This is a genomic window from Streptomyces kronopolitis (assembly GCF_014646275.1).
Taxonomy (GTDB): domain Bacteria; phylum Actinomycetota; class Actinomycetes; order Streptomycetales; family Streptomycetaceae; genus Streptomyces; species Streptomyces kronopolitis.
In genome coordinates, this window is record NZ_BMND01000003.1 from 208,343 (window position 1) to 224,510 (window position 16,168).

Sequence of the window (16,168 nt, forward strand, 5' to 3'; positions counted from 1 at the left end):
CTGCCATACATCGCACCGGATATGGATGGCAAACACCAGTACGAGAACGAGGAGAGGTAATGCGGGTATTCACTGTGGCGGACTTCCAGAAGAACGTCGACGCCTGCGTGGGCGTCGATGACGCGGTCGTCTTCGACGACGAGACCAACCTGGAGACCGCGTTCATCGACCTCGGGCTGGACTCGCTGGCCGTCTACGAGGTGTTCACGCGTCTGGAGGAGGACCTGGGATTCCCCATCCCGGACGAGGACATCGACAACCTCAAGACCCTCAGTGCGGTCCTGAAGTATGTGGAGGGCCGCCTCGCCGAGGCCCGGTAGGCGGGCTGAAGGACCGACTCGCCGGGCACAGGATTCCGATCCTGGGCCCGGCGAATTCGTGGTCGGCGTCGGATTCTCGGTGGACATCGCCTCTCTGGTGACCGTCGAGTCCATCGCGACCATTCGCGCATGGCGAGACCGGTGGGCGGCGGGACCGTCCAGTCCCGCCGCCCACCGGTCTCGTCGACCGGGCACGAATCCCGGCCGTTGGGTCAGGCTGACGCCTCACCGATGACCGCGGCGTCGAAGTCGCCCTTCCCGGCGGCGACCGCCCGCTCGAAGTAGGCCGACGCGGTCTCGGTCACGGTCAGCTCCAGGCCCAGGTCCCGGGCCTCCTCGACCACCAGACGCAGATCCTTGAGCATCAGACTGGTCCGGAAGGCCGCCGGCTGGAACTCGCCACTGCGCATCAGGTCGGCGCGGAATGACATGACCTTGGAACTGAACCCGCTCACCCCGATCGCGGCCAGCAGCAGGTCACGATCCAGGCCGGCCCGCTCGCCGTACCGCACGGCATCGGCCAGCGAGGCGACCTGAGCCCCCAGCAGGAGGTTGAAGGCCAGCTTCATGGCGGGCGCCTGGCCGACCGGCCCCAGCGGGATAACGCTGCTGCCCAGAGCCGTGAGCATGGGCTTGGCCGCCTCGACGTCCTCCGGGGCGCCGGAGGCGAGCACGCGCATCGAGCCCTCGCGTGCCTGCGACGGGTTGCCGATGACGCAGGCATCGATCCAGCGTGCGCCCGTCTTCTCCACTCGCGCACTCGCGTCGCGGGCGTACTTCGGCGAAACGGTGGAGGTGTTGACCACCAGAACATCCGCGCGCAACTCGATGTGGTGGAAGAGGATCTCCTCAACCGCGCCCTCGTCGGCAACGCTGAGCACGAGGACTTCGGCGGCGGCCGCGGCCTGGGCCGCCGAGTCGGCCAACTCGGCGCCGGCCTCCGCGACGGGCAGCGCTCGCTCCTTGGTCCGGTTGTACACGGTGACCCGGAACCCGGAGTCGAGCAAGCGGAGCGCCATTCCGCTGCCCATGCTGCCGAGCCCGATGAAGGCGATGTGTCGGCCGGTCATCTACGACCCTTCCGGTGACGGGTCCGCGGCGATCCCGCCGCGGACAGGACAGTTCGAACGTGCGAGGAGACGAACTCAGAGCTTGTCGAGGATCTCCGGCGGCAGGCTGTCCACCGAGAGCTGGGACAGGACTCGCATCGAGCTGTTCCGGAAGTAGGTGAGGAACCCCTCCACGGTGGTGGTGTCGCGCGGCTCGGCCAGGTATGGGGCGAGTTTGCGCTCGGCCTCCTGGACGCCGTCTTGGCCGGCCATGTGGCGACCCACGTCCTCCAGCGTTCCCTCGAACGTGATGAACCGCACCATCCGGTCGTCTTTGATGAACAGCGAGGTGGCCGTGATGCGGCCGATCTCGTTGCCGTTCTCGTCCCGGATGATCGGGGAGCCCGCCCGCTTGAAATTGGAGGCGGAGAAGATCTCGGCGATCTCCTCCTCGAATCCGGTCTTGATCTTGTAGGTGATGGCAGCGGTGGCCATGGGAGGTCCCTCCGGGTCGGTGGAATGGGGCGGATTGACGGCTGAACGGGGGGTTACAGCCCGCCGTCGATGTTCAGCGTGATGCCGGTGACGTAACGGGCGGCGTCACTGGCGAGGAAGAGCACGGCGTGAGCGACCTCATCGGCCGTCACCAGGCGTCCGAGGGCGGACATTCGGGACATTCGGGTCCGGACCGCGGCCGGGAAGCCGGAATCCAGGCCCATGTCGACGATGCCCGGGGCGACGGAGTTGACCCGTACGCCCTTCGGGCCGAGTTCCTTACTCAGAGCCCGGGTCAGTCCGGTGATCCCGGACTTGGCGGCGCCGTAGTGGGCACGCCCCGGCACGCCTCGCCCCGCGGCGGAGGAACCGATCGAGATCACCGACGCGTCTTGGGCGAGCAGGCCGAGAGCGCCTCGGGTCACCCGGTACGCGGAGGTCAGGTTGGTCTCTAGGACACGCTGCCACTCCTCCTCGGTCAGTTCGGCTAAGGGGGATGCGGCGTCGATGCCGACGTTGTTGACGAGCACGCCGATGTCGCGGCCCGCGTCGCGGCAGGCCTCCACCAGGCGGCCCACGTCCGCCGGATCGGTCAGGTTGGCCCGGACCATCCGGTGGTTGCCACCGATCTTTTCAAGTGCCCTCAGAACAGGTTTGGCTGACGTGTTGTCACTGTGGTGGCAACCGATGACGTCGGCGCCGGCGTTCGCCAGGGCCTGCGCCGTCGCGAAGCCGATCCCGCGCGTCGCGCCCGTGACAAGTGCCAGCTTGCCGTCCAACCGCAGATCCACTGCGCCTCCAAAACGGTGAACAGTTCGCTTCTACGGAGACTTTCGCGGGAAAGGCTGGAGGCTTGCTGGACCGCCCGTGTCACGCCGCCGGAGTGCCGTTGGAGTGCCGCCGGGATCGCCACCGAAGCGTCTGCGGAGTGCCGCCGGAGATCCGCGTGCTCTCGTGCTCGCCGACTTGCTGCCCTTCGCCGGGCCCTGACTGAAGCCGTTCTCCAAGGGCGGGAACACTCTGAGCACCGCCCTCGGACACGCCCACCGGTGCGCTCTCCGGGACGGCGGCACGTCCGGCCGAGCCGGCAGGTTTCACAGTGCGTGTGCTCGCCGGGTGCGCGCGCAGTGAAGGCGGGGAGGCCGATGGCGTACACGGCCATCCAGCTCTGGAAGCCCGTCGACCGGGCCGGCTCTCCCTGCCCGTGACGCTCGTTTGACGCTCCGGGGGCCTGACTGGCTACCTGAAGAGCCGCAAAATACTGCCTGACCTGGTGTTTCTTACCTTCCTGCCGCATGCGGCATGTTTCCGGTGACGCATCATGTGGAGTGCGTGGTCATTCTGGAGAAGGCGGCCAAGGGCGCCTGACCTGTGGTTTTGTCCGTGCGTGTGAGGCGCGGTGTGGGGGTTGCGGGCGGTGTCTTGACGCTGAGGTGACGGTCTCCGTGGCATTCTGACGCTCATTTGACGCTTGTCCTGATGGGTAGTCAGGTGCTTTACGCCACTGGTCAGATGGCCTGCTGGCCAGTGAGGCGTGGGCGGTTGTGGGGTTCCGACGGACGCCGCAGCAAGGGGCGCTCGGTTCGGGAATCGCGGACGTAGCGCACCACGGCGGCGCCGGGGTCGCGCGTGCAAGGCCTCGCCGGGCCGACCTGCACCAGGACGGGTCGTTGCCTGCCCGCCGACTCCTGGGCGTCCCCGATCCGCAGCAGCGTGCCGACCTGTCCGCCAACGCGTCGGGCGCCCGCGGCCGAAGGTGGCATCCCCCGTCTGCGGAGCCCCCTTATGTCCGTGGGCACCGAACTCAACCAGCCGCGAGTCGGAGCCGGTTGGTGCGGCAGCAGGAAGCGTCGCCGTGCGCCGGGGGGGCGGAGCGAAGAGGGGCTGACCGCTCCCTCCGGGGCAGGAGTGCCTGGTACGCGCGGGCGGTGCCGTCGCGTAGGTGTGGGGCATGGCGAGCAGGTGGACAGGGACATCGATGCGGCCGCGTACGGCACCGAATTCCTTCGTGCCGTACGCCACCCGGGCCGAGCGCGGAACTCGTGCGGGCAAGGGCCTGTCGTGCTGTACTGGCGAGGTGGAGCGGAAGCACGCACTGGCATCGGTCGCCCACCGGAGGCAACCCGGCGGCGCGGCTTCGGACAGTGCGAGTGACTGGCGGGCCGAGCAGGTGCGCACCCGGGTCCGGCTCATGATCGAGATCACGGCACGGGTAGGGGCGTACCGGAAAGGGCTGGTCGCGGCCGTTCGCCGGCTCAGCCCGGAGGAAGCGGCGATCCTCTCGGATCTGGAGCGCCACGGACTGCAGGTGCCCCAGTTGCACGACGTGCTGTGCGGCGGCCATGTGCTGGTTGACGAACCGCGGCTGTACGAGGACTGGCGGTTCGCCAAGGTGAGTCACGAGCGCCTTTCCAGCCACCACCGTGACATCGACAAGGCCCGCTATCCCGACATCGGGATGCGCGGGGACGTGGTGCGGGAGAAGCTGCACGGGCGCACCGCCCAGGGCACCTGGGTGCAGTTGGAGAAGACACCGGCTGCTTTCGGCGGGCGGAAGCTGCCCAGTGTGAGCGACCTCCGCCACCTCATGGACTACGTGGTCTACCGGATCACGCGCAGCAATGTCGGGCCCTGGGGGCTGTCCCGAATGACCGAACGGCGACCGCTGTACCTGTCGCCGTTCCTTGCCGTGCCGACGTCCCTGACACCTCCGGTCGCGCGGGTGCTGACCCAGGCCCTGCGCCGGATCGAGGAGGCCGACGACGCCACCGCCGTCTCTGCGGACCTGGCGGCTCGGTTCCCGCCCCCGGACCGGGAGGACCTCGCCGGCGAGCTGGGGCAGTCGTTGTCCGGCAGGGCGGGCCGTGGGCTGTTCGGCAATTCCGAGGTGTGGGTGACCGAGACCCTCTCACGCAGCGCCGCCGCGGTGCTCCGTGAGAGCCGCGTGCCGACTGCGGTGGAACCGTGGCAGACGGGAGGACCGTCATGAGCGATGACGATCAGCGCGATGTTCCCCCTGCGGCGCCGTCCGACGCGGGTGTGGCGTCCGCCCCTGCGGGGCTGGTCTCGGCCGTGGTGAACCTGGTCAACACGGGACCCGTGCTGCTCGGTGCGTACACCATCGCGGAACTCACCGCCGTGGACGCGATCGTGGACTTCCTGGAGGCCAGGCCGTCGGACGACGTGATCGCCGAGGCCGTGCGCTCGCTGGCGGCCCGACAACTGCTGCTGGCGGGTGACACGGGCGAGGAGGTCCAGGTGCAGGGCGACCTGGGCATCGCCGTGGCGTTCCAGCAAAGGGCCCGCATGGTGCTCGATGCCCGCACGACCGGGTCGGGGCCGGGTGAGCCGTGGCGGATCCTGTTGCTCCCCCAACCCGAGCGGATCTGTCTCATGGTCCGCATCGACGCGCTCGGCGTCCACCAGATGGGGCTGTACAAGCTCGACGAAGCCTTGAACGCGCTCACCGAGTGGCTCCCGCGAGGCCCGTCGGCGGACCCCGGAAAGTCAGTGGACACCGACGCCGTCCTCGCCGCCGCGGAGCGCTCCGCACTGATCACCGTCACCGAATACACCGCGCAGGGATCCGCCGAAACCGCGGGCAGCAGCAGGGACCTGGTGCTGGCCCGCAGCGGCGGACGACTGCACGTCCTGGCCCGCGACCCCGCCAACCGGGAAAAGCTGGTACCGGACCCTGACTCGGGCAAGGACGACGTAAACGAACGGCTCGTCGGCCTGCTGACGTAGACGACTGACTGCCCCTGCGGACAGCGCGCACGGCACCGCTCACGTACCACTCACGGGAACGGGCCCCGGATGGAAGGCCCGAGGCCCCGCCAGATCCCTTCGCTGAGGGAGAACCTCAAGCGGTCCACAGTGGCGCGGCTGGCGCCGGCGCCATGGAGCGGTGTTTCGCGGGAGGAGGCGCAGGCACCACTCTCTGTGGCATCCGCGCCGCCGCAGGAGCCCGCCGCCGAGATGTGGTTCTGGCCGCCCGAAGGGTACTTCGCCTTCCCTCTGGAGGACTGGCAGGAGCCGCTGGGGAAAATCTGGGAGGCGCTCCGGGAGATCCCCGGGACCGCCCAGGCGGATCCCTCTCCCCTTCAGCTGATGGAGCTCTTCGGAGGCATCCTGGGCATGCTGGAGGGGCAGGACGTCATCCATCTCTCCATCGGCGCCCACCCGGAGGAGGACGGCTCCGCCTTCATGCTGTCCGTCCTGACGGTGTCGGAACAACCGCTCGGGGTGGCCAGGCCCGCCCTGGCCCTCGCCGGGGCGCTCAAGGCCCTGGGCACGGGTGGCGCCACTCAAGTGAACATGGTCGACCTGCCCTGCGGGCCGGCTCTGCTCAGCGACGGCGTGGAACGCGCTCCGGCACCACCCGCCCGTGACGGGACGGACCCTCACGACGCCGAAGACTCCGTCTGGCGCGGCACCGTACTGATCCCCAGCCCCACTGGATCGTCGGTATACCTCATGCAGCTCACCACGGCCGCCCTTGCACATGCGGCCGAGTACCGGGAGATTTTGCTGGCCATGGCCCACACCGTTACGTTCGATTCCCCGGACGGTCCGAGTCCGGCCGAGGACCCGGCCGCCATCCGGCGACGCGAAGTCGAGGAACACACGCGGAAGGCATTCGGATGAGCCTGAATCGCTTGCCGGCCGACGGCCCGCAGATGCCGCCGATTGCGGGGAATGCCCTGGACGATCCGCGGATGCAGGAGGTCTGCCGATCCCTGCGCATACGGGTGTGGACACGCCTGGTGCCCTCGATCCTGATCGCCGTTGCCGTCGGCGTACTCGCCGCAATCGGCTCCCGCCCGGCTCAAATTGCCGCCATCTTCGTGGCAATCGCCTGTTTCGTGATGATGCAGATCGCCATCAGCAATGCCTTGTGGCTGCGGCGCATCGAACGCGTTCTCCGGGTCTACCCCTGGGAGCAGCGCCTCGGAGTCAAACGCCTCGATACCAACGAGCGACGATCCCGGAGCCCCCATGTCGTCAAGTTCTCCCGGGGCTCCGGCGAATGGCCCGCGGAGATGGTCATGAGCCCGGTCCTCGGCCACCGCACGTGGGAAGCGGACATGTCCGAGGCCATCTGGTTCGCGGGCGACGAACGCTTCGGCGGAGTGGTCGCCATTCCTGGTGGCCGGGCCCCGATGTTCACCAAGCCCCGGCAATGGGACCAGTTGGAAGCCCGCAGGGCAAAGGCCGGCGCCGATGAGGTGGGTCGAGCCCGTCGAGCCGGGCTCGACGGGAAGAAGTGGTAGGGGGCTTCATCGGCCCACGGCTCGGTATGCCCTGACGCCTCCGGGCAGCAACACGGGATGCGGGCCCGGGCGGCATCGCGCCCCAAGGTGACCCGCTGCATGCCTGCGGCGTGCGGCTGACCGACGTCCGGGACCACCCGCACGATACGCAACACGCGACAGTGGGCTCGGCACACGCCGACGGTCGGCCTGACCGTGGCCGGTGCCGCTCCCAGAGAAGAACGAGCAGCATATGCGGGAGGCGCGCCCCCCGGGGGCGTGTCTCCCGCACCATGATGACCATCGTCCTTGCGCACAACTCCCCTGCCATGCGAGGGGTGTTCGAGGTGCTCCCGAGGTGTTCGGCTGGACTGCGGCAGCGGGGTACGAATCGCCCTCGCCAGCAGGGAAGGGGCTGGCTTCGACAAGCTGGTCGACCAGACGCTTGAGGTCGTCCAAAGCGAGCCTGGAACGCTACCGACCAGGTCTTCGACTCTGCAGACGAATATCGGGTCCGCACGTTCTACGAGGTCTACCGAGACCGTGCGCATTTGAGGAGCATGAGGCGCAGCCCCACACCCAGCGCCTCTTCGCCGAGCGGGAGCAGGATCTGGAGCGGTTCGAGATGACGTACCTGAACACGGATCGGACGCCGAAGGGCTGACCGTTCCGGACCATTTCTGGAAGGCCGCAGGGTCGGCCTTCGGGTTGCCCCACGGCGTCGGCCTTCGGGTTTGCCCCGCGGCGCCGTCGTCGGGCCAGTACGGCGTGGCTTGCGTCCGCTAGTCGGCTGGCGTCCACGGTGGGTCAGGCGTGGTGTTCGTCGCGTCGCACCGCCAGCAGTCCCACTCGTCAGGCAGCCGGTACAGCTCCCGCCAGAACCCCGTCGGCTCGCCGTAGATGACGCATTCCGTACCGCACCACCCGCACACGAACTCGAAGTTCACCCATCCCCCTGTGGTCTCCACCTTGATAGCAGCCGAAGCACGCGACGGGCCGCGAAGCAAGGAAGACCCTCCGTTCCGGCGTCCTGGTTTCGGCCGGGGCACCGCTTTCACGTCAACCTGAGCCTGTTCGACTGACACGCCGGCCTGGCCAGCGGTACACCATGCCGAGATCCGCCACCCGGCGGACGACGGAGGGGACCGCCCGATGCTCACGATCAACGTGGCTGTACTGCTCGCCATCATCGTCTTCGTACGGCTACGGCGGCCCGTTGAGCCCCGCACCCGCCTCGACCAGATGTTCGGCATCACGGTGATCCTCGTGCTCGGTCTTCTCCTCGCCCCCACCGACTTCGGACACAGCGTCCTCGGCGCCGTCCAGCAACTGGTGGAGGGGATCGCGAAAGCGTCTCACTGACCGACAGCCACGGCGGTGTCGAGCTGTAGGCGCGCTGGCAATGCCCTGAGAGACGAGCGTGACAGCTGCGAGCAGCAGGTCACGCCGCGGCGCGGTGGGTCGGGCGGTGGAGACCATGACCGTCACCACTTCCCTCAGGCGGGCGGTCAGCGCTGACCAGTACGCCGGTGGCCACCAGCGTGTCGATGCACGCGGTGATCTGCCCGACGACGACCTGCGGTTCCTGGCCGGGCGAGCCCGCCGGTGCCGCTCCGGACGGTGAAGGCGCGCCAAGTCTTCGAGGCGCCCGGAGCGAGCATTTGCCATTGTCCGCGCCGGACGTCGAGCACCGCCGTGCCGTTCTCTGAAGTGGTAGTGGACATGAGGGGCGGGATCAGCACGGCGCCCTCAATACGGTCGACTGATCGGTCAGCCACCGGCACATCACGAGCAGCTGGTGCGGTCGGCGATGGCCGTGGCGCTCTGCGCCCGGCTGTCTGCGCGAGCGCTGCGTCGACGACAGCAGGGGCGATGAGCCTGGATGCCGCGAAGGGGGCTTGGCTGACGATCTGTACCTGCGGCTGCCTGACGCGCTGTGTACGGGCCCGTGCGCAGGACGAGCACATCCACGCCTCAGTGCGGCCCGATATCCAGCTCCGCGAAGTCGACGAATGGCAGGGCCACGGGCCTGCCCCGAAAGGAGAGTGCAGGTCGGGCTGGGCCTCCAGGCGGTCGGCGAGCTGGACACAGCCGGCCAGTGTGCGTACCGACTATCGGTGCTCGCGCCGGTCCGCACCTGCGAGTTGATCACCGCAGGGCCGACGGTGTTCGACATCAAAGAAGCCAGAGAAGTCGCCGACTACGCGAAGAGGGAGGCGCGGTGTGGTGGTGATTCCTGCTGGTCGGAGTTCTGACGGATCCGCGTGAGGCAGCGGCAGAAGGACCTGCGCGGAACGATCTTGCCGGGACCGTGAAGTCGCTGTGATGGAAGGCGAGTTAGCTCAAGCAGAATGAAACATATGTATGATTCTGCGTCAGAGGTGGTTCGGGGCACCGTTTGTGCTGGGTTGTGCGCCTGCGTGCTGCAACGTTCGTCGGCGACCTGTTTGAAGGTTGTCTCTTGTGCGCTGCCTCCCTGACCTGCTCCATTTCCTTACGCCTATGCTGTTGAGGGATCATGCAATTCCGCTGGAAAACTCGATTTGCAGCGTTCGTGGTGACGCTGTCCGTATTCTTCACCGGGGGGATGGGGGCGGCTGCAGCTGCCGAACCACGGAAACCCGAATCGGGGATAGAGAGATGCCTTTCCTTACCTCTGAAAGAGAGACTTTCATGCCTGAAGGAATCTCTTCACGATAAAAAGGTTGTTGCGGGGCTTAGCCTCATCGTCTTCTTCATCGCTGAACACGAGTGGCACGCAGAGGCCAAGAATCGCTTTCCCGACCTGTACAAGAAGTCTCAGGATCTGAAGAAGCTTGCCCAAGAGGTCAACTCATTCAAGGTGAAAGCGGAAGACTTCAAGGACGCGAAAACTGGGGCTGAGGCTGTTGCGATCCAAAAGAAGTTGATTGAAGGCCTCGAGAAGGAGTTTGATCTATTCTATCGGCCCGCAGTGGCATCGGCGCAGCTTGTAAAAGCCATGGCTGAGCTTGCGGTGCTGCTCACTCCAGTTCTGGGAATGGCCTCCGAGATTCTCGACGATAAGGAACTCTGGGCCACGGTTGGCAACATAAATTCCGGTCTCAGCGTGATGGATAAAGCCCTCACTGGCTTGAACACCGACGTGGCTCAGATGAACCGGGGCCTGGATGAGATGCACCAGGGCCTGAATAAAATGGATCAGGGCCTGGGCCAGATGAACCACGCACTTGATGGAATGAACCAGGCCATCGACGAGGCCAACCGGGCTATGGAGCGGACCAACCGCGCCGTCTCTGGAATGGACAAGGCTCTCGATGACTTGAATAAGAGACTGAAGAGCGGTGCCTTCTCGGAGGAAGGAAGCCCCTTCAAGGGTCTGGACCTTTCTGACGCCGGAGACTGGATCTTTGGGACTTCCAAGGCGGAGCAAGACAAGGCAAAGCAAGCCATCATCTCCGCCATAATGAACCTCCTTCCCGGCGTAGGGGACGCGAAGGGGATCGCCGAGCTCCTCACTGGAGCGGACTCGGTAACCGGAGAGAAGCTCTCCTCTGCCGATCGCGCCCTTGGGGCAGTGATCTTCCTGCGTTGGGTCAAAGCGGGAAGAGCGCTGATCAGGGCCGAAGATCTGTCCAGGGCCGTTAAGAACGAGAAAGCCCTCAACCGGATCGGAAACATCCGATGGGGGGAAGGCGGCGGAGGCAAGACCGTGCTCGGGGACTACTACAAGACGCCCGTGACCGAAGATCTGCGGAAAATCGTCAACCCTGGAAAGGGTGGAACCAACTGTCGCGCATGCGTCCTGGGAGTTGAGAAGACCCTCGATGGCGCGCCGGCCTCTGCTCTTCCCGAACTGGGCCGCGGGAATCTCCAGACGCTGGAGAAGTACTTTCCGGGAAAGCGGTTCAGGGATAGGTCGCTTTCCAATCTCGTCAAAGACATCAAATCTGCAGGCGACGGGTCGCGAGGTATTGTGTTCGGGGCAGATTCGCGTGGTGGCCACGTTTTCAATGTAATTAACCGCGACGGAGATGTAGTATTCTTGGATGGGCAGAGCGGTCACGCAGATCCTACAGGATACACAGGCTACAAGTTCATGAGGACAAAATGACGCTCAGTCGATCCGAAGCCCTGAAGTCGGCAGAAGAGCTGCTTGTAAGCGAAACGGGTCCCTACGATCCAAACCTCAAAATTGACTACGATCTCGTGATGGAAAGGGATGGGCTTCTCATCGTCCCGTACAACTCCGAAGAATACCTGGAGACGAGAGACTCGTATGTCATGCTGCTTGACTGCTGGCCCATTCTCGTGAACCTCGCTACGGGGCATGCCCGCATGGGTAAAATTGAGGAAAGAGAGTTGTGGCGTGACTAGGCTGCCTCTCTCCTCATAGCAGCCAATCAGCCAGGCACCTGCCTGGTTGCCGGCACCATGTCAGGTAGAGCACAGCCCCGTAGCGCAAATCGCTACGGGGCTGTGCTCTCGGTCTTGAGGCGCGTTCGGCGAGTGCCGGTCTCCGTGGCCTGAACTTCACGCGCCCTCAGGCGTCCGACAGCACGGGATGTTCGGGTATCGATCCAGGTCGTGGAACTGCGGCGCCACCCGCACTGCGAAGCAGGGGGTGGCGCCGGTCAGGTCGTACGAAACGGGAGGCTGCGATCCGGTCGGACTCGGTGCCGCGATCGGCCTGATGATGAGCGAGCGCGCCATGGTCGCCTCGGCCGCCGGCGGCAGCGTCCTCCCCAAGCTCGCGGGGATGAGCCCGAAGATCCTGCCCTCGGGGCGGTAGCCAGCGCAGCTTCCCCGTACCGGTTCCGTGCCCGGCCCCGCTCGTAGGCGTTCAGCGGCGGTACTCGGCCCGTGCGACTGTGATGAATGAGCGGATGAGGGGGTTGGTGTCGCCGGTGTTCCATGCGGCGACCACTCGGCTTGGTGTCATGTCGGTCAGGGGAATTGCGGTCAGATCTGTGGGCAGGTCGTGGCTGAGGGGGGACAGGCCGACGGTGCCGTTCCAGAGGACGGCGTGCAGGCATTCCTGGACGACGCGGACGACCGGGCCCTCGCGCGGCGTGCCGCCGTTCCAGTACGACTGCCAGGCCGGGTCGGTTCCCTCCGGGAACTGGAACCAGTGGCGGTCGGCCAGGTCGGCCAGTGTGAGGTGGTCGTGACGGGCCAGCGGATCGTCGGCGCGCAGTACCGCGCCGACCGGGTCGGTGCGGAGCTGGCGCACCGTCAAGGCGGTCTCGTCGAACGGTGCGCGGGTCAGGGCGACGTCGACCAGTCCGGCGCGCAGTCCGCAGGTCGGGTCGGTCAGGTCGGTGTCGCGGATGCGGATGTCGACACCGGGGTGCTTTTGCCGGAAGGCGGCCGCCAGCCTGGTGATGCCGGGGTCGGTGCCGTCGCCCAGGATGCCGACGGTGAGGGCCGCGGTGCCGGCCGCCGCGTGCACGCGGATGCGGAGGCCTTCGGCCCGGTCGAGGAGGGCCCGCGCTTCGTCGAGCAGTACGGCCCCGACCGGGGTGAGCGTGACGCCGGCGGGGGAGCGGGCGAGCAGCAGGGCGCCGATCTCCGTCTCCAGCTGCTTGATCGCCCGGCTCAGCGGCGGCTGGCTCAAGTGCAGTCGGGTGGCGGCCCGGCCGAAGTGGAGTTCCTCGGCGACCGCCACGAAGTAGCGCAGGGTGCGTAGCTCCACGCTGCCACGATATCCGCGGGGTATCGGCGTGCCGGAACGGGTCTTGGACACCCGCAGGGTCCCGGCGGTGCACTCGGAACATGACCGACGCAGCGAAGAGCAGTGAACCGCAGGCCGGACCCGCCGTATCGGTGGTCGGCCCCGAGGACGGCGAGCGGATCGTCCTCGGCTCCACGCGTATGCGCGTCCTCGAGGACGGCAGCCACACCGGGCACCGCCTGGGGGTCACCGAGTCCGTCCTCGCCCCGCACACCCCCGGACCGCCGCAGCACCGCCACGCCGAGCACGACGAGGGCTTCTACATCATCTCCGGCACGGTGCGGTTCACCGTCGGGGACAAGAACCACGACGCGACCGCGGGCACGTTCGTGATGGTCCCGCCCGGCGCTCCGCACACCTTCGCCAATGTGACGGACCGACCCGCCGTCATGCTCACCGTGCTCACCCCCGACCTGTATGTGCAGTACTTCCGGGACCTCCAGGACCTCCAGAGCATGACCGCCGACGGCAGGCCGATGACACCCGAGGCTGGCATCCGTGCGATGAGCCGCTATGCCACAGAGCCGGCCACCGACTTCGCCTGAGCGGACTGGGCGACACCGCCTGGCTGTCCGCCCTCGGCGCGCCGGGACCCGCCCGGCCGTCCCCGGGCCGCGTGGGCCGCGCTTCCGCGTCGGCGCTCGCCGCGCCAAGGTGAGATTGCCCGGCCTGACGAGCGGAAACTTGGCACGCCGTCAGTCGGCGTAATGGCCCGACAGGGTCGTCCTCCCGCGACAGGCTGTGGGTCTTGATCGCGGTCGTGTCGGGAGCCCGTGTGGACAGGTCGGGTCAGTGGATCTTCGAGCGGATCGGTCGTGACCGCCGGCCGGACCGGGGGCGCGCGGGCGGGCGGCTCGCGGCGATTGTCGACGACAGCGGCTTCGAGGTGCCTCGTCCGCCCGCGTGGATGCGCTGGCTGCCGCTGGCCTACGTCGTGTGGGTCCTGCTGCTGGAATTCGTGACCCCCACGCCCTGGGCGGTGAGTTTCCTGCTCATCGCGCTGCCGGTGACCGCCGCGTACACCCTCGGTCCCGTCGCGGTCGCGGCGGTCACCGTCTTCGCGATGGTGCTGGAGGGCGTGCTGGCCGGCACCCCCTGCTGCACGGGCCACAACGTGCACCAGCTGTGGGAGAACCACCATGTCGCCGCCTATATCGCCACCGGCCTGGTCGGCATCGTCGGTGTGGCGCTCGCCGCCCACCGCCGCCGCCAGGACCGGCAACTGGTCCGCGCCCATTCGGTGGCCGAGGCGCTGATGCGCACCCTGCTGCGGCCGGTGCCGCACCAGGTCGGGCAGGTGCTGGCGGCCGGGCTCTACCGGTCCGGCGAGGTCGGCAGCATGGTCGGCGGCGACCTCTTCGACATCCGCGCCACCCCGGCCGGCGAGCGCGCGCTCATCGGCGACGTCCGCGGCAAGGGGCTCCAGGCCGTCCGTACGGTCGCCGACCTCCTCGGCAGCTTCCGCGAGGCTGCCTACGACCAGGTGGATCTGAAGGCGGTCGCCGCCCGGATGGAGCGTTGCCTGACCCGTGAGGCCGAAGAGGTCCCCGACGACGAACTGTTCGTCACCGCCGCCCTGGTCGAGTACGACGCCGTCGCCCAGCAGGTGACCATCGTCAACCACGGACACATCGAGCCGGTGCTGATCTCCGGGGGCGAGGTGACCGCCCTCACCGGGCCCCCGGCCCTCCCGCTCGGCCTGGGCAACCTGGACGACGACGACCCCGTTGCCTACACCCATCCCTTTACCCACGGCGACGTGCTGCTCCTGTGCACCGACGGCCTCATCGAGGCCCGCGACCAGAACGGGGCCTTCTACCCGCTGCTCGACCGCCTCCGGTACCGCTTCGCCGGCCGCCCAGCCCCCGGCCCCGTCGACGTCATCGACTTCCTCAACACCGACCTGCCGCGCCACACCCGGGTCTTCCATGACGATGTCGCCCTTCTGGCGCTGGGGCCGTATGAGGTCGGTGGAACGTAGGTCTCCCGGAACCCGTCCCGTCAGCGACGTCTCGGGATCACGCGGTCAGACGTCCCCGGGGCACGCGGTCAGATGCCCGTCCGGCCGTCGAGGCGCTCGCGGAGGAAGTCGGCGTGGCCGCAGTGGCGGGCGTATTCGGCGATCATGTGGGTGTAGATCCAGCGCAGGGTGACCTGTCCGCCCATGAAGGGGCTGGTGTCGTCGAGGGAGTGGGTGGCGCAGTGCGCCCGGGCGCGGTCGATCTCGGCCTGCCAGAGCGGGAGTGCCTGTGCGTAGGTGGCTTCCTTGGTGAGGTCGAAACCCCCGTCGGCGCCCTTGGCACCCTTGGCGCCTTTAGCAGCGTCGGTGTCTTCCGTGCCGGTGCTGGACGGGAAGATCGGCGGGGCGTCCTCCTGGGCCAGGATCCGGCAGAACCAGTTCCGTTCGACCTCGGCCATGTGCTGGACGAGGCCGAGCAGGGTGAGGGGTGAGGGTGCCACCGCCGCCTCGCGGAGCTGGTGCTCCTCCAGGCCGTCGCATTTCTGGGCGAGGGTGGTGCGGTAGAAGTCCAACCAGCTCTCCAAGAAGGCTCGTTCATCGGCGTCCAGAGGCGGCATGACGCGTTCGGGAGTGCTCATGTCGTCATCGTGGCAGGGGGGTCTGACAATGCCCGGTGACCAGCGGAAAGGTGAGTGGGGAGGGCATGTGGGGGGAAGGAGGGGCGAGCCGAGTCGACGGTCCCGAGCAGCCCCGGGTGGCCCGACGGCCCGCGGTGGGATTCGCGGGTCATTCCGGTTGGTGGGCCGAGCGTGCTGCCTCCACGAAGTCCTCCAGTGCCGCCCAGAACGGGCGGAAGGCGGCATCGAATTCGAGCAGGTCGGTGGAGTCGTGACGGTCGTCGGCGTCGTGGGACAGGGCTGAGGTCATGGCCGCGTAGAAGGGGCCGGTCGCCTGCTGGAGGGCGAGCGCTGCGGCGGCTGCCGAGGGTGGGCCCTCCAGTTCGACGACGCGCGCGCAGCGCCGGATCTTGGCGTACTCGGCGACCTCGCGCTCCCGCAGCTCGCCGAGAGTGGCCGTACGGTCCGGGGAGCCGGGCTGCCGCAGGACGGCGGAGATCTCCCAGAGCAACTCGCCCATGTGATGGGTCTGTTCGATGAGATCCAGGTAGGCCGCGCGCCGGCTCTCCCGCAGCCGTTCGGCCCGCTGGGCGCCGGCGGCGATCTCGGCCTGGATCCTGGCGGCCTGGGTGCTGCCGCGGCCGGTGACCCAGCTGGCGAGCACCGCTGTGCCGCCCGTCACCGCCGCGATGGCCAGAGTCCATACCGTGCTGTCGCCCACGTGTCGCCACGATACCGAGCGGTGGCGGAGCCCGGGCGGCA

The 16,168-nt window shown here is 67.6% G+C and carries 18 protein-coding genes; 12 read left to right on the plus strand and 6 right to left on the minus strand.

All coding sequences use genetic code 11. The features are described 5' to 3' along the window. The first annotated feature begins 59 nt into the window (after nt 1–59). Complete coding sequence (locus IEY78_RS05195) at nt 60–320, plus strand: acyl carrier protein (protein ID WP_189096370.1); 261 nt, start codon at nt 60–62, stop codon at nt 318–320. A gap of 212 nt (nt 321–532) precedes the next feature. Here IEY78_RS05195 and IEY78_RS05200 read toward each other — a convergent pair whose 3' ends face one another. The 3 genes from IEY78_RS05200 to IEY78_RS05210 all read right to left on the minus strand — a co-directional run bounded on the left by IEY78_RS05200 (nt 533) and on the right by IEY78_RS05210 (nt 2,643). Beyond that, nucleotides 533–1,390 (minus strand): NAD(P)-dependent oxidoreductase, encoded by an 858-nt coding sequence (locus tag IEY78_RS05200; RefSeq protein ID WP_189096371.1) that lies wholly within the window; start codon nt 1,388–1,390, stop codon nt 533–535. Between the two features lie 75 nt (nt 1,391–1,465). Continuing rightward, nucleotides 1,466–1,864, minus strand: a complete 399-nt coding sequence (locus IEY78_RS05205; RefSeq protein WP_189096372.1) for a SchA/CurD-like domain-containing protein — start codon at nt 1,862–1,864, stop codon at nt 1,466–1,468. Between the two features lie 53 nt (nt 1,865–1,917). Continuing rightward, complete coding sequence (locus IEY78_RS05210) at nt 1,918–2,643, minus strand: SDR family NAD(P)-dependent oxidoreductase (RefSeq protein WP_229699715.1); 726 nt, start codon at nt 2,641–2,643, stop codon at nt 1,918–1,920. A 1,229-nt stretch (nt 2,644–3,872) separates the two neighbouring features. Between IEY78_RS05210 and IEY78_RS05215 the strand changes: the two genes are divergently transcribed. The 9 genes from IEY78_RS05215 to IEY78_RS05255 all read left to right on the plus strand — a co-directional run bounded on the left by IEY78_RS05215 (nt 3,873) and on the right by IEY78_RS05255 (nt 11,887). Further along, complete coding sequence (locus IEY78_RS05215) at nt 3,873–4,853, plus strand: hypothetical protein (RefSeq protein ID WP_189096374.1); 981 nt, start codon at nt 3,873–3,875, stop codon at nt 4,851–4,853. Further along, nucleotides 4,850–5,611 (plus strand): hypothetical protein, encoded by a 762-nt coding sequence (locus tag IEY78_RS05220; RefSeq protein ID WP_189096375.1) that lies wholly within the window; start codon nt 4,850–4,852, stop codon nt 5,609–5,611. The genes IEY78_RS05215 and IEY78_RS05220 overlap by 4 nt, the downstream gene beginning before the upstream one ends. A 129-nt stretch (nt 5,612–5,740) precedes the next feature. Beyond that, the gene (locus IEY78_RS05225; RefSeq protein WP_189096376.1) at nt 5,741–6,511 is read left to right on the plus strand and encodes a hypothetical protein; all 771 of its coding nucleotides are present in this window, start codon (nt 5,741–5,743) and stop codon (nt 6,509–6,511) included. Continuing rightward, complete coding sequence (locus IEY78_RS05230; RefSeq protein WP_189096377.1) at nt 6,508–7,137, plus strand: hypothetical protein; 630 nt, start codon at nt 6,508–6,510, stop codon at nt 7,135–7,137. The genes IEY78_RS05225 and IEY78_RS05230 overlap by 4 nt, the downstream gene beginning before the upstream one ends. Nucleotides 7,138–8,268: 1,131 nt before the next feature. Next, on the plus strand, nt 8,269–8,478 hold the full coding sequence (locus IEY78_RS05235; protein WP_189096378.1) for a hypothetical protein: 210 nt from the start codon (nt 8,269–8,271) through the stop codon (nt 8,476–8,478). Between the two features lie 683 nt (nt 8,479–9,161). Continuing rightward, entirely contained in the window at nt 9,162–9,371 is a 210-nt protein-coding gene (locus tag IEY78_RS05240) for a hypothetical protein (protein ID WP_189096379.1), read from the plus strand. Between the two features lie 299 nt (nt 9,372–9,670). After that, the gene (locus tag IEY78_RS05245; RefSeq protein WP_189096380.1) at nt 9,671–11,209 is read left to right on the plus strand and encodes a toxin glutamine deamidase domain-containing protein; all 1,539 of its coding nucleotides are present in this window, start codon (nt 9,671–9,673) and stop codon (nt 11,207–11,209) included. Next, entirely contained in the window at nt 11,206–11,472 is a 267-nt protein-coding gene (locus IEY78_RS05250) for a YrhB domain-containing protein (RefSeq protein ID WP_189096381.1), read from the plus strand. Before IEY78_RS05245 ends, IEY78_RS05250 begins: the two co-directional genes overlap by 4 nt. A 247-nt stretch (nt 11,473–11,719) precedes the next feature. Then, nucleotides 11,720–11,887 carry a hypothetical protein gene (locus IEY78_RS05255; protein WP_189096382.1) on the plus strand — a complete coding sequence of 56 codons (168 nt, stop codon included), beginning with the start codon at nt 11,720–11,722 and terminating at the stop codon, nt 11,885–11,887. 51 nt (nt 11,888–11,938) lie between these two features. Here the strand turns inward: IEY78_RS05255 and IEY78_RS05260 are convergent, their stop codons facing one another. After that, the gene (locus IEY78_RS05260) at nt 11,939–12,790 is read right to left on the minus strand and encodes a LysR family transcriptional regulator (protein WP_229699716.1); all 852 of its coding nucleotides are present in this window, start codon (nt 12,788–12,790) and stop codon (nt 11,939–11,941) included. An 80-nt stretch (nt 12,791–12,870) separates the two neighbouring features. Between IEY78_RS05260 and IEY78_RS05265 the strand changes: the two genes are divergently transcribed. Then, complete coding sequence (locus IEY78_RS05265) at nt 12,871–13,374, plus strand: cupin domain-containing protein (protein ID WP_189096383.1); 504 nt, start codon at nt 12,871–12,873, stop codon at nt 13,372–13,374. A gap of 230 nt (nt 13,375–13,604) precedes the next feature. Then, entirely contained in the window at nt 13,605–14,810 is a 1,206-nt protein-coding gene (locus IEY78_RS05270) for a PP2C family protein-serine/threonine phosphatase (protein WP_189096384.1), read from the plus strand. A gap of 68 nt (nt 14,811–14,878) precedes the next feature. Here IEY78_RS05270 and IEY78_RS05275 read toward each other — a convergent pair whose 3' ends face one another. Together IEY78_RS05275 and IEY78_RS05280 are read right to left on the minus strand one after the other, a co-directional pair. Further along, nucleotides 14,879–15,427: a DinB family protein gene (locus tag IEY78_RS05275; protein ID WP_189096385.1), complete on the minus strand. Its 549-nt coding sequence runs from the start codon at nt 15,425–15,427 to the stop codon at nt 14,879–14,881. Nucleotides 15,428–15,575: 148 nt separating this feature from the next. Then, the gene (locus IEY78_RS05280) at nt 15,576–16,127 is read right to left on the minus strand and encodes a hypothetical protein (protein ID WP_189096386.1); all 552 of its coding nucleotides are present in this window, start codon (nt 16,125–16,127) and stop codon (nt 15,576–15,578) included. Nucleotides 16,128–16,168 lie beyond the last annotated feature (41 nt).